Below are 13,600 nucleotides of genomic sequence, written 5' to 3'. Positions count from 1 at the left end.
CCGGCTTTGCGCATTTCCTCCCGCGCTTCGGTCCTGGCGCTGGTGCTGGCCATCGGCGCCGGACTCGCGTTCGGCTTGATCGCGCCGGCGGCGGCCACGCGCGCGCACGTGCTCAGCGACGGCTTCATCCAGCTGCTCGGGTGGCTGATGTGTCCGCTGATCTTTTGCATGCTGGCCGACGGCACGACGGCCCTGGGCCGCAACCGCGCACTCGGCCGCCTGGGCCTGGCGATGCTGGCGTACTTCGGCGCGATGTCGCTGCTGTCGATGCTGGCCGGCCTGGTCGCGGGCTGGCTGCTCGAACCGGGTATCGACACGGCGGCGGTGGCCGACGGCGGCGCCGTGCTGGCGCATCACGCGGCGCTGGCGCAGCGCGCGCTGCCTGAATGGATCAATCGTTTCCAGGCGCTGCCGGCCACCAACCTGGTGGCGCTGGCGCTGGCCGTGCCGGTCGGGATGGCCGCCAGCCTGTGGCCGCGCACGCCGCTGCTGGCCTGGGTCGAGCGCGGCCGCACGACGCTGCTGGCGGCGGTGCGCGTGCTGCTGTGGTTTTCGCCGTTCGCGGCGTTCGGCGCGATGGCGTCGGCGGCCGGGCATGGCGGCCTGGGCGCGCTGCTGCCGCTGCTGCGCTTCATCGCCGCCATCAACCTGGTCAGCATCGTGTTCGTCGTGGTGGTCTACGGCGCGGTGGCGCGCCTGGCGCGCGTTTCGCTTGCGCGCCTGCTGGTGTTCCTGCGCGAGGAGCTGCTGCTGGTCGCCGTCACCGGGGCGACGCTGGCGGCCTTGGCCCCGCTGGGCGACAAGCTCGAGCGCCTGGGCTGCCCGCGCCGCCTGAGCGACGTCGTGCTGCCTTTCTCGTATTCGCTGAACCTGGCCGGCACCTACCTGTACATCGGCATCGCCCTGGTGTTCCTGGCCGAGGCCTCGCACGTCCAGCTGGGCTGGCGCGAACTGGGCGTGATGCTGGGCGTCGGCCTGGTCAGCAGCCGCGGCGCCGCCGGCGTCACCGGCTCGGCGCTGGCGACCGTGGCGGCCACGGCGGCGCTGCTGCAGGTGGTGCCGCCCGAGACCGTGGCGATGCTGGTCGCGATCGACCGCACCATGAAGTGCCGCTTGCTGACCAACCTGACCGGACATGCGCTCGCGTGCCTGGTGCTGGCGGCGTTCGAGCGCAGCCTGGACCGCCCGGCGCTGGCGCGTGGCCTGGCGCGCGGTCCAGGGACTTGAGCGATCAGGACAAGTCGGTCGCGCGCTCGGGCAGGATGCGGTTGATCACGCTGTAGTTCAGCGCCGTCCACCATTCCGAGCCTTCGCCCTGCAGCGCGTTCTCGGACGCCTCGATCGCGGCGTGGTCGGCGCTGACCAGGTAGTCCTCGACGTCGTTGAGGGATGCGAACGACAGCACCGAGACCGCGTCGATCTTGCCCCCCTCGGGATCGTGCTGGGTCGACCCGATGTTGTGCAGCTGGGCGTAGCGTCGCACGAATTCGCGCGTGGCGGCATTGGCCATGACGAGCGGCGCGTGCTCGCGCAGCAGGCGGCGCTGGAACTCCTCGCGCGACAGCGCGGGCGCGCGCATGTGAATCTTGACCAGGCTGACCGGATCGCGGTGACGCTCGCTCGGGATCAGGATGAGTTCGCGCGTGATCTCGCGCGTGACCATGCGAAAGGCGGTCTGCTCGTCGGCGACGATGCGCTCGGCGAACTTGTCCTGGCCGAGCGTACGCTGAATATCGTCCTGGTCGGCGTAGGCGATGTAGGCGAAGCCGTCCCAGCGCGGACGGCGCAGCGGCGGGACGCGCTTGTGCGGGTCCGACGGCAGGCGGCCGGCCTCGTCGACCATCGCGCGGTACGGCGGCGGGAAGATCGAGGACGGTCCCGAGGCGATCCGGTGCACCTGGTCATAGCGCAGCACCAGCGCCGACGAGCTGCCCGGCTCGTCCCAGGCGAACTTCGGACCGTGCACCTTGCGCCAGTATTCGTCCCAGTGCTCGAACGCCAGGTTGGGATCGCCTTCCAGCGCCAGCGCATGGGGACGCCAGTTGGGCAGGTGCACTTCGTGCCCGTGGCGGCTCTTCGACGCGCCCGCATCCTGCGGACGCTCGCCCCGCGCCGTATCGTCGACCCGGCTGACGAAGGTCGGGGTCACGATCAGCGGCGCCGTGCCACCTTCGCGCGTTTGTCCCAGCGGGGGACGATGCAGGTTATCGCTACGATCGAACTCGGTGCTCATGGTGTTCCTCCAGCGGTTGAGATTGAAAGGTTGACTACGGTGCATCAGGCTTCAGCGGCGCAGGCGCGCCACCGCCGGGGCGGCCGCGGCGGCCAGCACGGCGACAGCCGCGGCGATGTAGACGATCTTGTCCAGCCCCCACAGCGGAATCGCGACACCGCCGATGATCGCGCCGATGCCGATGCCGGCGTTGGCCGCCGACACGTTGGTGGTCCCCGCCAGCGCCTGCGAATGGGTCGCCGACTTCATCACGCGCACCTGGCAGATCGGGAACAGCGCCGTGTAGGCGATGCCCCACAGCGCCAACACGGCGCAGAAAGCCAGGCCGGCATGCGCCAGCGGCACGCTCAGCGCCATCCCGAGCGCGAGCAAGGCGCAAAACAGCGCGGTGGCCTTGAGCGGCGCGCGGTCGACCGCCTTGCCCCCGGCCCAGTTGCCGAGCAGGCCGATCGCACCGAAACCCATCAGCCACCAGCCGACCCGGGCCGGCGCCACCCCGGCGACGCGCTCGAGCAGGTCGGCCAGGTAGGTGTAGGCCGTGAACATGGCGGTAAACACCAGCACCGACAGAACCACGTTGGCCAGGAAGTACGGCTCGCGGAACAGGCGCGCCTGCTGCTTGAAGTCGAGCCGCTCGCTGCGCGCCACGGCCGGCATCAGCGCCCACAGCGCGGCGGCGATCAGCAGCGACAGCACGGCCAGCAGCCAGAACGCGCTGCGCCAGCCGATGCTGTTGGCGGCGACGGTGCCGAGCGGAATGCCGAACAGCAGCGCCCCGGAGATGCCCAGGTATACCTTCGACACCGCCTGCCCGGCCTGCTCGGGACCTGCGAGCTGGCCGGCGGTCTCGCTCGCCGTGCCCCAGAACACCGGCAGCGCCAGCGCCGGGATGAAGCGCGCCAGCGCCAGCACCCAGATGTTCGAGGCCAGCGCCGCCAGCGCGTTGGACGCGGCGAACACCAGCAGGATCGCGACGAACAGGCGCTTGCGGTCCAGGTGCGACAGCCGGGCCGTCAGCGGCGGCCCGAACAGCATCACCGTGAACGCGAACAGCGTCACGAGCTGGCCGGCCAGCGAAATCGAGATGCCGAGGTCGCGCGACAGCGCCGGCAGCAGGCCGACGATCAGGTACTCGGTGGTGACGATGACGAAGGCGGCGATGGCGAGGATCAGGATCGAGATCGCGCTGCCCGGACGGCCCGGGGTCGCGCTGAAGCCTGGCGCTAGGGATTCTGGTGGCATGGCTGTGTTTTTATTGTCAAGTGGGTTGGCCTGCCATCCTATTTGTAACCAGAATTCCTATCTCGGGTATTTTCTCTATAATTAGCGGAACTAAATTCCGGAATCGATCATGCAGAGCAGCGAGCGCCTCAAGGGTGTCGACGTCTTCGTCGCGGTGGCGAAAGCCGGCAGTTTTACGCGCGCGGCCGAGCGCCTGAACTTGACCGGCTCGGCGGTCGGCAAGGCGATCGCGCGGCTCGAATCACGCTTGCAGGTGCGCCTGTTCGAACGCACCACGCGCACCCTCGCGCTCACCGATGCCGGCACGCGCTACCTGGCGGCCTGCAGCCAGGTGCTGGGCGACCTGGAAGCCGCCGAACAGGCCTTGCGTTTTGACGCCGACCTGCCGTCCGGGCGCCTGCGCATCGACTTGCCGGCCACTTTCGGGAGGAGGATCGTGTTGCCGCTGCTGCTGCCGTTTTTCCAGCGCTACCCGCGCGTGCAGCCGGTGCTGTCGTTCACCGACCGCTTCGTCGACATCGACGACGAAGGCATCGACGTCGCGGTGCGCATCGGCACGCCGCAGGCCTGGCCGGCGTCGCTGGGACAGCGCTTCCTCGGCCAGGAGCGCAAGATTTTTTGCGCCGCGCCGGCCTACCTGGCCGCGCGCGGCGTGCCGGACTCGGTCGAAGCGCTCGACGCCCACGCGGCGATCGCCTACGCCAGGGGCGACGGCGCGGTCAGTCCGTGGCTGCTCCAGCGCGGCAACGCCGTCATCGAACGCAGGATCCACGACGCCCAGGTGGTGGCCGGCAACGCCGAGGCCCAGCTGGAACTGGCGCTGGCCGGCCTGGGGATCGCGCAGCTGCCGACCTGGCTGGTCGATGGCGACCTGGGCGCCGGCCGCCTGCTGCAGATCCTGCCAGCGCATGCGACGCCGGGCCTGCCGATCCATGTCGTCTGGCCCAAGGCCAAGCAGACGGTGGCGCGCGTGACCCAGCTGGTCGATGCGCTGGGCGATGCGCTGGGCGATGCGCTGACGCATGCGCTGGCCGAACGCCTGCCGGCTGCGCACTGAGCACCGCCGCGCGGGCGACGGCGCCCTCCCCTCACTTGCCGGGCTTCAGGACGACCTTGGTCCAGCCTTCGGCGCGCTTGTCGAACTGCTCGTAACCCTTGACCGCTTCGGCCAGGGCCAGTTCGTGCGAGATGATGGTCGAAGGCTTGGCCTTGCCGGCATGGATCAGCTTGGCCAGGTAGCGGTTGTAATGCTTGACGTTGGCCTGGCCGGTGCCGATGCGCTGGCCCTTGAACCAGAAATTGCCGAAGTCGAAGGCCAGCTTGCCTTCCTTGGCCAGCGCGTCCTTGGCGCCCGGGTCCTGCGGCAGGAACACGCCGACCACGCCGATGCCGCCGGTGGCCTTCACGGTCTGCACCAGGTTGTTCATGGTCAGGTTCGGCACTTCCTTGCCGTGCTTGTCGCAGCACTGGTAGCCGACGCACTCGCAGCCGCAGTCGGCGCCCTTGCCGTCGGTCAGGTCCATGATCTTCTGCACGCCGCCGCCTTCGGTGTCGTCGATCGCGACCGCGCCCAGCTTCTCGGCCAGCGCCAGGCGGTCCTTGTGGGTGTCGACCACGAACACCTCGCTGGCGCCCTTGATGAAGGCCGACATCGTGGCCATCAGGCCGACCGGGCCGGCGCCGTAGATCACCACCGATTCGCCCGGCTTGACGCCGGCCAGTTCGGTCGCATGGTAGCCGGTCGGCAGGATATCGGACAGCATCACGTAGTCGTTTTCCTTTTCCTTGGCGTCTTCCGGCAGCACCAGGCAGTTGTAGTCGCCGTACGGCACGCGCAGCAGTTCGGCCTGGCCGCCGCTGTACGGGCCCATGCCGGCAAAGCCGTAGGCCGCGCCGGCCGTGCCCGGGTTGGCGGTCAGGCAGAAGCCGGACAGGCCGCGCTCGCAGTTCTCGCAAAAGCCGCAGCCGATGTTGAACGGCAGGCAGACCATGTCGCCGACCTTGACGCGGTCGACGGCGTTGCCGACTTCGATCACTTCGCCCATGTTCTCGTGACCGAGGATGCGCCCGGCTTCCATGCTGGTGCGGCCTTCGTACATGTGCAGGTCGGAGCCGCAGATGTTGGTGGTGGTGATGCGCACCAGCACGTCGGTGGGCTTTTCGATCTTTGCGTCGGGCATGTCCTTGACCTGGACGTCGCAGGGTCCGTTGTAGACGAGTGCTTTCATGGGTTTCCTTTTTCCGGTGAGTGAACACCGCCGGCCGCGCGGCGAGCGGTGGAGGCCCAAGGATAAAGGCAGATGGCGAACACCCGTGCACTGTAGATTATAGGCATCATTCTGCTCGGCGCGCTCATGCCGGCGGGACGCCGTGCGCGCGCTCGAAGTCTTCGATCGGCACCGGCAAGCCCAGCAGGAATCCCTGCAGCGTCGAACAGCCGCGTTCGACGAGGAATTTGCGCTGGGCTTCGTGCTCCACGCCTTCGGCCACGATGTCGAGCTTGAGGGTGCGCGCCAGCGCGATGATCGCCTTCACGATCGGGACCGCGTTCGGGTCGACGTGCACGTCGTGCACGAAGGAGCGGTCGATCTTCAGGCCGCCCAGCGGAAAGCGTTTCAGGTAGGCCAGCGACGAATACCCGGTGCCGAAGTCGTCGAGCGAAAAATGCACGCCTTGGGCGCGGATGCGATGCATGGTCTCGTTCATGAGCGCCATGTCGTCGGCGAACACGCTCTCGGTCAGCTCCAGGCACAGCTTTTCCGACGGCGCGCCGGTACTGGCCAGGATCGCCGCCACGGTTTCGGCAAAGGCCGGCTCGCGTAGCTGCTGCACGCTGACGTTGACGCCGAGCTTGAGCCCAGCCAGCGCCGGGTCGGCGCGCCAGCGGGACAGCGCGCGGCAGCTTTGCTCGAGCACATGGCGGCCCAGCGTCACGATCAGGCCGGACGACTCCGCCAGGCCGATGAAGTCGTCCGGCCCGACCAGTTCGCCGTCTTCGCGGCGCCAGCGCACCAGGACTTCGGCGCCGATCAGGCGGCCCTTGTCGCTGAACTGCGGCTGGCAGAACAGCACGAACTGGCGCAGCGAGACCTCGTCGTGCAGCGCGCGCTCGAGCGCCGCCTGGCGCTCGGCCGCATGCTGCATGCCCGGGTCGAAGAAGCGCGCCAGGTTGCGCCCGTCGGCCTTGGCGCGCTGCATGGCGAGGCTGGCCTGAGTCAGGACTGTCTCGGCACTCGCCGTGGTGCCGTCGACGATGACCACGCCGATGCTGACCGAGGTCACGAGGCGCCGGCCCGCAGTGCGGTACGCCTTGCCCAGCGCGGCCAGGATCTTGCCGACCGCCAGGTTGGCCTCCGCCACCGCCTGCGTCGCCGTCCGGCCGAGCTCGTCCAGCACGATCGCGAACTCGTCGCCGCCCAGTCGCGCCAGCTGGTCGCCGTGCCGTAGCACATGCCGCAGGCGTTGCGCCACCTGGCGCAACAGCGCGTCGCCGGCGTCGCGCCCCATCGTGTCGTTGATCAGCTTGAAATTGTCGAGATCGAGCACCAGGACGGCGCCGAAGCGGCCGGCGCGCTCGCCGTGCGCGAGGACCTTGTCCAGTTCCTCGGCCAGATGGAGGCGGTTCGGCAATCCGGTCAGCGGGTCGAAATTCGTCAGCCGGTAGATACGCCGCTCGGCCGCCTTGCGTTCGGAGAGGTCGGTGTTGGTGCCCGACACGCGCAGCGGACGGCCGCTCGCATCGCGCAGCACGTAGCCGCGCGCCAGCACCGGCACGTAATGCCCGTCGCGGTGGCGCAGGCGCAATTCGACGCCATAGGCATCGCCGCGGTCGGCATACAGCTTGGCCATGAGGTCCGCCACCGCCGGCTTGTCGTCGGGATGCGCCAGTCTTGCCCATAGCCCGGCGTCCGCCGCCAGTTCGCCGGACGCGTAGCCGAGCATGCTCCACCAGCGCTCCGAATAATAGGTCTCGCCGCCGGCGATGTCCCAATCCCAGGGTGCATCGGTCGAGCCGCGCAAGACCAGGCGCAGCCGCTCCTCGGACTTTTCCAGGTGTTGCTTGGCGCGCTTGAGCGCGGTGCAATCGGTGAAGCATACGACCACTTCGGTCAGCCTGCCGTCCGCGTCGAATCCGGGATAAGCGTTGCAGATCAGCCAGCGCAGCGGTTCAGGGGCATCGGCCGGCACGCCGACGATCAGGTCCATGACCTTCTCGCGTGTGCGCAGCACGACGTTGACCGGGTAGTCGTGCGGCGCCATCGGCGTCTTGTCGGGCAGGATGAAGCCCCAGGTCGCCGCGTCCGCGCTGCTGCCGCGCAGCTGCGCGTCGCTGCGTCCCAGCAGCTGGCGCGCCAGGCCGTTGGCCGAGCGCAGGCGGCCATCCGGGCCGTGCACGACGACGCCGGCCGGCAAATGGTCGAGCAGATCGTCGAAGCGGCGCTGGATCTGCTGCGCAGTGGTGGCGCTCATGATGTCGCGAGCCCTCCGGACTGATCAAAACACGTGACGAACGGATTGATTGGAAGACGATATTAGCAGATTCGTTCTCATGCGCGCACGGGTTCCCGGCGCCGGCTGGCCGACCGACATCCCGCGCATCGACACTCGCGGACAGGTCGCGCTCAATGCCGAACCTGCCCGCGCAGCTTTGATCTGCATCAAAGATTCGATCCCGTTCCCGCTGGTATAACGAAAACGACCCACGACTGGAGCCCGTCATGTACAAGACGATCCTGGTTTACATCGACGGCGGCCCGCATCAGTCCAGCCGGCTGCGCGCCGCAGCCATGCTCGCCGATGCGCACGGCGCGCACCTGGTCGGCAGCGCCGCCACCGGCATCTCCTGGATGGATTTCGCGCTGCTGACCGGTTCGGCCGGCGCGCCCATTCCTGCCGACGATTTCACCGCCCTGCGCGAGTCCGCCGCCGAGCGCCTGCGCGCGTTCACCGTCCAGGCCGCCGCGCTCGGGGTGGCATCGTACGAGGCGCGCCCGGTCGAGGACATCGCCGACTACGCGCTGCTGATGCAGTCGCGCTACGCCGACCTGATCGTGCTCAGCCAGGACGACGACGCCAGCCCACGCGCCGGCCTGGGTGCGCGCGTGCGCGGCCTGCCCGAGCGCGTGGCCCTTCACGGCGTGCGTCCGGTCCTGCTGGTGCCCGGCGCCTGGCAGGGCGCGGTGCTGCCCGGGACGGCGGTGGTCGGCTGGGATGGCGGCATGTGCGCGCTGCGCGCGATGCAAGCGGCCCTGCCGCTGCTGCAGGCGGCGGACGGCGTCAAGCTGGCGCTGGTCAATCCGAACGAGCTGTCCGAGCTGCACGGCGAAGAACCGGGCGCCGACATGGCGCTGTACCTGGCGCGCCACGGTGTGAAGGTCGAGGTGGTGGTCGAGCGCACCCGGGCGACGGTCGGCGACGCCTTGGCCGGCATCGCGCGCAACTGCGGCGCCGGCCTGATGGTCAGCGGCGCCTACGGCCACAGCCGCTTGCGCGAGTGGGTGCTGGGCGGCGCCACGCGCGAGCTGCTCGAGCGTGCGCCGGCGCCGCTGCTGCTGGCGCACTGAAGAGCTTGTCGGGCATCCCCCCATTCGAACATCCGCTGGCGCGTCCGGTTATTGCCTTTCACGGAAAAGCGTGAAGCCGGCCGACCAGCGCGTAAATTGCTACGCGGCAATCGGCCTGCTGCCTCGACCATCATACCCCGGGCTGTATTGCGTCTTAAACATTTGACACGAGCATCAAAACCGGCGAGACTCAACGGATATGTTAGCGCTATGTGTTTAATGGTAGGGAATGTTAAACATGCATCGCCAACGCAATAACAAACCCAGGAGACATTTATGAACAGCGTTGCTCTGGAGAGCACCCGTACCCTTCCGGAGGCGGAAAACACCCGCCTCATCATTCTGATCAGCTGCGTCGCCACCATCGGCGGTTTCCTGTTCGGATTCGACAGCGGCGTCATCAACGGTACCGTCGACGGCCTGAAGCAGGCCTTCCATTCCACCTCCGCCGAGCTCGGATTCGAAGTCGCTTCGATGCTGCTGGGCTGCGCCGTCGGCGCCTTCTCCGCCGGTCGCCTGGGCGACCGCTGGGGACGCCGTACCGTGCTGCTGATCTCGTCGCTGATGTTCCTGGTGTCGGCGCTGGGCGCGGGCTTTGCGACCAGTTCGGTCGTCTTCGTGTGCGCGCGTGTGCTGGGCGGCTTCGCCGTCGGCGCGGCCAGCGTGATGTCGCCGGCCTACATCGCCGAAGTGGCCTCGGCCCGCTACCGCGGCCGTCTGGCGACGATCCAGCAGATCGCCATCATCAGCGGCCTGACCTGCGCGTTCCTGAGCAATTACGTGCTGGCCAAGGCGGCCGGCAGCTCGGTCGGCGTGCTGTGGCTGGGCCAGGAAGCTTGGCGCTGGATGTTCTGGATGATGGCGGTGCCCTCCGCGCTGTTCCTGCTGCTGCTGCTGACGATCCCGGAAAGCCCGCGCTTCCTGGTCGTCAAGAAGCGCAAGGACGAGGCGCTGGCCGTGCTGGAGCGCCTGTACGGCGCCGCCTCGGCACGCGAAAAATTCGCCGCGATCGACGTGTCGCTGTCGGAGGACCATCACCGTCCGCGCTTGTCGGACCTGGTCAGCAAGGCGACCGGCAAGCTGCGCCCGATCGTCTGGGTCGGCATCGGCCTGGCGACCTTCCAGCAGCTGGTCGGCATCAACGTGGTGTTCTACTACGGCGCCGTGCTGTGGCAGGCGGTCGGCTTTTCTGAAAACGACGCCTTGCTGATCAACGTGCTGTCGGGCAGCCTGAGCATCGGCGCCTGCATCGTCACCGTGTTCCTGATCGACCGCATCGGCCGCAAGCCGCTGCTGTGGGTCGGCTCGATCGGCATGGCGGTGACGCTCGGCCTGGTCACGCTCGCTTTTGCCAGCGCCTCGATCGACGCCGGCGGCAAACTGGCGATGTCCGGCACGATGGGTGTGCTGGCCCTGGTCGCGGCAAACGTCTACGTGATCTTCTTCAACGTGTCCTGGGGCCCGGTGGTGTGGGTGATGCTCGGCGAAATGTTCCCCAACCAGATCCGCGGTTCGGGCCTGGCGGTCGCCGGCGCGGCCCAGTGGACGGCCAATTTCCTGATCACCGTGACCTTCCCGATCCTGCTCACCAGCATCGGCCTGGCCGGCGCCTACGGCCTGTACACCCTGGCCGCCGTGGTGTCGATCTATTTCGTGGTGCGCAGCGTGCAAGAAACGCGCGGCAAGGAACTGGAGCAGATGGAAGGCTGAGGACGCTCGGCAGCGCCGCGTGCCTGGCCGGGGCGCTGCGCCTTGGCCGCCAACGACAAGGCCGTTGATGATGGATTGCGCATCGTCAACGGCCTTTTTTTATGGCGCCGCATTCATCGGGCCATGAACACGGCCACGGCGTCCAGCACGGCATGGTCGGTTTCCCGGTTCAACAGCTGGCGCGCGCGCGCCGGCGTGACCAGGTGGACCGCCTGCGATTCCCACCCCATGTCGGCCGGGTGCCCGCCGACCCGGCGCGCCAGATAAAACCGGGTGAACGTTTGCGTGCGGCTGAAGTCGCCAAGGTATGCAGTCAGCGCCACCAGCAGACCCGACTCTTCCCAGATTTCCTTGATCGCGGTCGCCTGCAGCGACGCGCCAGGCTCGACGCGGCCTTTCGGGAACGTGGCCTGGTAGCCGCCAAAGCCGTTCGACGGCGCGACCAGCCAGATCCTGCCGTCCGGTTCCAGCACGACCGCGCCGGCAGCCGCACGCATCCCGGCCGGCGCCAGATGAGGCGGCGCGGCCACGCTCGGCCCCGTGCTCGCCTGCTTGAGTGCGTGGTCGATCTCGGATTGCGTGCAACGGGTCAGTTCCACCCCGTTGAGCATGCGCGCGCAGGTGCTGCCGGGGATGAAGGTCAGGCCGGCTTGCGCGTCCGCCAGGTTTGCCAGATTGGCTTCGCAGGACGGCGCATGAATGCGGTGCTTGCGGCCATGCTCGTCGAGCTGGGGATGATAGGTCCACGCTTCTTCCATGCGTTCTCGTTTTCAGGTACGGCCAATTCGATTCAAGAAGGAGGCAAGGACTATATCAGACGTCACGCGGGTGGACGCCCGATCGAGCGCCGCCGCCGTTCTTGCCGGCCCAGCTGGTGTTATCGGTGGGTGTCGGTTAGTTGCAAATATTCTGGACGCAGGTGCTTCAGGCGCCGCCAGTTCGATGCGTCGCCGGTATCGATACGCATGGGGCGGTGCTCGCACGCGGCCATCTGGCGCAGCTTGACGAAAATGAGGGGGCCGTCGACGCTGAACGGCTGGCGGCTCGAGCCGGGAGGATTGCGCAGGTACCAGCCGGCCGGATACTGTCCCTGGTCGTCCGAGAACGTGCCGGACAGGACGAGAATCTCCTCGCCGCCGGTGTGCTGATGGCGGGGAAAGAAGGAATCGGGCGCATAGCGGACGATGCTGGTCGCACGGCCCTGCTCTGCACCCACGCGGTCGAGCATGACCCGGCTGACGCCGCCCTGGGGCGACTCGACCCAGCGATAGTCGTCCGGCGTGACGATCGCGGGCAAGGAGAAATCGGCATTAATAAGCAGCATTGACAAGCATGGCCTGGCTAGGGAAGACGGTTCCGTAAGTCTAGCGAAAATCCGAACTCGAGGTCCGGCCGGCGTCCCGACACGATATCGGCCAGCGCCCGCCCCGAGCCGCAACTCATCGTCCAGCCAAGCGTGCCGTGACCGGTATTGAGGTACAGGTTGGCATAGCGCGTCCTGCCGACATAGGGCACGTTCGACGGCCTCAGCGGCCGCAGGCCGGCCCAGTAGCTGGCCTGCGTGTAGTCGCAGGCATCGGGGAACAGTGCGCGCACCCGGTTCGTGATCGCTTCGCAGCGCACCGTGTTCAGTTCACGCGAATAGCCGCTCAACTCGCAGGTGCCGGCCACGCGCAGGCGCGATCCCAGCCGCGACATGACGAGCTTGTGGCCGTCGTCGGTCAGCGACACCGTCGGCGCCGCGGCCGGATCGATGACCGGATAGGTCGCCGAATAGCCCTTGCCGGGATAGATCATCAGCTTGAGCCCCAGCGGCGCGAGCAGCACCGGCGAAAAACTGCCGAGGGCGACGACCACGGCGTCGGCATGCAGCACCCGGTGCCGGCCTTCGCCGTCGATGACCTCGACGCCCTCCACCCGGCCGGCGTCGACCAGCAGGCGCGTCACGGTCGTGTTGTAGCGAAAACGAACACCCATGGTCTCGCTCCGGGCCGCCAGCTGCGCGGTGAACTTGTAGACGTCGCCGGATTCGTCGGTCGCCGTGAAATCGGCGCCGACCAGCCTGGGGCGCGCCGCGCCCAATGCCGGTTCGAGCCGCACCGCCTCGTCGGCATCGATCGTCATGCGCGGGCAGCCCAGTGCGCGCATCGCCGCCGCGGCGCGGCAGGCCTTGTCGAATTCCTGTTGGTCGGTATAAAAGTGCAGGATGCCGCGCGCCAGGTTGTCGTATTCGATCCCCGTTTCCGCCCGCAACGCCTGCAGGCTGCGGCGGCTGTAGTCGGCCAGTGCGACGATCTGGCGCAGGTTGGCGGCGACCCGCGCCGGCCGGCATTCGCGCAGGAACCGTAGGCACCAGCGCCATTGCAGCGGATCGGCGCGCAGGCGAAACAGCAGCGGCGCGTCCTCGCGCCCGAGCGAGCGCAGCACCTTGAGCAGGCTGGCGGGATTGGACCACGGCTCGGCATGCGAGACCGAGATCTGGCAGCCGTTCGCGAAACTCGTTTCCAGCGCCGGACCGCCCTGGCGTTCGAGCACGGTCACGTCGTGACCCGCCTGGCGCAAGTACCACGCCGAGGCCGTGCCGACCACGCCCGCTCCCAACACGATGACGTTCAAGTTCACTCCTCAAATCGCAAAGGACTGGCGATCCAGCAGGGGCGCAGAAGAATGGTCAGCGGGCAGTCCGCACAGGCTTCTCGAGCTTCCCTTCGCTGGCATTACCCAGATCAGGTTCGAAGGGACTCTCTCACCCGCGCGTCGGACTGGACGACACAGGACCCCTAGCTTTTGCCGTCGCTCGCGCAACGGTGGGGCAAGTGTACGCATGGGTGACGTGATTGGCAAATGGCAA

11 protein-coding genes, 1 pseudogene and 1 riboswitch are annotated in these 13,600 nt (G+C 68.1%); of the genes and pseudogenes, 5 read left to right on the top strand and 7 right to left on the bottom strand.

Going from position 1 to position 13,600, the window contains the following annotated elements; translation table 11 throughout:
- The first annotated feature begins 6 nt into the window (after positions 1-6).
- Positions 7-1,227, top strand: a complete 1,221-nt coding sequence (locus FA90_RS05450) for a cation:dicarboxylate symporter family transporter (RefSeq protein WP_036166743.1) — start codon at positions 7-9, stop codon at positions 1,225-1,227.
- Between the two features lie 4 nt (positions 1,228-1,231).
- Here the strand turns inward: FA90_RS05450 and FA90_RS05445 are convergent, their stop codons facing one another.
- Both FA90_RS05445 and FA90_RS05440 read right to left on the bottom strand, forming a co-directional pair.
- A complete protein-coding gene (locus FA90_RS05445; protein WP_036166741.1) occupies positions 1,232-2,233 on the bottom strand; it encodes an EthD domain-containing protein in 1,002 nt (333 codons plus the stop codon).
- Positions 2,234-2,284: 51 nt separating this feature from the next.
- Complete coding sequence (locus FA90_RS05440) at positions 2,285-3,475, bottom strand: MFS transporter (protein WP_036166738.1); 1,191 nt, start codon at positions 3,473-3,475, stop codon at positions 2,285-2,287.
- A gap of 109 nt (positions 3,476-3,584) precedes the next feature.
- Here FA90_RS05440 and FA90_RS05435 point away from each other — a divergent pair, with 109 nt between their 5' ends.
- Entirely contained in the window at positions 3,585-4,532 is a 948-nt protein-coding gene (locus FA90_RS05435) for a LysR substrate-binding domain-containing protein (protein ID WP_051971452.1), read from the top strand.
- Between the two features lie 31 nt (positions 4,533-4,563).
- Here FA90_RS05435 and FA90_RS05430 read toward each other — a convergent pair whose 3' ends face one another.
- Both FA90_RS05430 and FA90_RS05425 read right to left on the bottom strand, forming a co-directional pair.
- A complete protein-coding gene (locus FA90_RS05430; RefSeq protein ID WP_036166735.1) occupies positions 4,564-5,703 on the bottom strand; it encodes a glutathione-independent formaldehyde dehydrogenase in 1,140 nt (379 codons plus the stop codon).
- A gap of 124 nt (positions 5,704-5,827) precedes the next feature.
- Complete coding sequence (locus FA90_RS05425; protein ID WP_051971451.1) at positions 5,828-7,945, bottom strand: GGDEF and EAL domain-containing protein; 2,118 nt, start codon at positions 7,943-7,945, stop codon at positions 5,828-5,830.
- A 49-nt stretch (positions 7,946-7,994) separates the two neighbouring features.
- Between FA90_RS05425 and FA90_RS26220 the strand changes: the two genes are divergently transcribed.
- From FA90_RS26220 to FA90_RS05415, 3 genes are all read left to right on the top strand, one after another.
- Positions 7,995-8,165: a hypothetical protein gene (locus tag FA90_RS26220; protein WP_156116596.1), complete on the top strand. Its 171-nt coding sequence runs from the start codon at positions 7,995-7,997 to the stop codon at positions 8,163-8,165.
- Between the two features lie 28 nt (positions 8,166-8,193).
- Positions 8,194-9,039: a universal stress protein gene (locus FA90_RS05420; RefSeq protein WP_036166732.1), complete on the top strand. Its 846-nt coding sequence runs from the start codon at positions 8,194-8,196 to the stop codon at positions 9,037-9,039.
- 276 nt (positions 9,040-9,315) lie between these two features.
- Positions 9,316-10,749 (top strand): sugar porter family MFS transporter, encoded by a 1,434-nt coding sequence (locus tag FA90_RS05415; RefSeq protein WP_036166729.1) that lies wholly within the window; start codon positions 9,316-9,318, stop codon positions 10,747-10,749.
- 113 nt (positions 10,750-10,862) lie between these two features.
- Here the strand turns inward: FA90_RS05415 and FA90_RS05410 are convergent, their stop codons facing one another.
- The 3 genes and pseudogenes from FA90_RS05410 to FA90_RS05400 all read right to left on the bottom strand — a co-directional run bounded on the left by FA90_RS05410 (position 10,863) and on the right by FA90_RS05400 (position 13,365).
- Positions 10,863-11,507 carry an NUDIX hydrolase gene (locus FA90_RS05410; RefSeq protein ID WP_036166725.1) on the bottom strand — a complete coding sequence of 215 codons (645 nt, stop codon included), beginning with the start codon at positions 11,505-11,507 and terminating at the stop codon, positions 10,863-10,865.
- 173 nt (positions 11,508-11,680) lie between these two features.
- Positions 11,681-12,070, bottom strand: a pseudogene (locus FA90_RS05405) (cupin domain-containing protein); the annotation flags it as partial.
- A gap of 20 nt (positions 12,071-12,090) precedes the next feature.
- Positions 12,091-13,365 (bottom strand): D-amino acid dehydrogenase, encoded by a 1,275-nt coding sequence (locus FA90_RS05400; RefSeq protein ID WP_036166723.1) that lies wholly within the window; start codon positions 13,363-13,365, stop codon positions 12,091-12,093.
- A gap of 70 nt (positions 13,366-13,435) precedes the next feature.
- Positions 13,436-13,541: riboswitch (TPP riboswitch) on the bottom strand.
- Positions 13,542-13,600: the final 59 nt, after the last annotated feature.

The organism is Massilia sp. 9096 (assembly GCF_000745265.1).
Lineage (GTDB): Bacteria > Pseudomonadota > Gammaproteobacteria > Burkholderiales > Burkholderiaceae_D > Telluria.
The sequence above is the reverse complement of the archived record's forward strand: the minus strand, read 5'-3'. Positions and strand labels throughout refer to the sequence as shown.

Coding starts and splice junctions, on each gene's coding strand:
- FA90_RS05445 (WP_036166741.1), bottom strand. CDS start 2,233: ATGAGCACCGAGTTCGATCGTAGCGATAACCTGCATCGTCCCCCGCTG.
- FA90_RS05440 (WP_036166738.1), bottom strand. CDS start 3,475: ATGCCACCAGAATCCCTAGCGCCAGGCTTCAGCGCGACCCCGGGCCGT.
- FA90_RS05435 (WP_051971452.1), top strand. CDS start 3,585: ATGCAGAGCAGCGAGCGCCTCAAGGGTGTCGACGTCTTCGTCGCGGTG.
- FA90_RS05430 (WP_036166735.1), bottom strand. CDS start 5,703: ATGAAAGCACTCGTCTACAACGGACCCTGCGACGTCCAGGTCAAGGAC.
- FA90_RS05425 (WP_051971451.1), bottom strand. CDS start 7,945: ATGAGCGCCACCACTGCGCAGCAGATCCAGCGCCGCTTCGACGATCTG.
- FA90_RS05420 (WP_036166732.1), top strand. CDS start 8,194: ATGTACAAGACGATCCTGGTTTACATCGACGGCGGCCCGCATCAGTCC.
- FA90_RS05415 (WP_036166729.1), top strand. CDS start 9,316: ATGAACAGCGTTGCTCTGGAGAGCACCCGTACCCTTCCGGAGGCGGAA.
- FA90_RS05410 (WP_036166725.1), bottom strand. CDS start 11,507: ATGGAAGAAGCGTGGACCTATCATCCCCAGCTCGACGAGCATGGCCGC.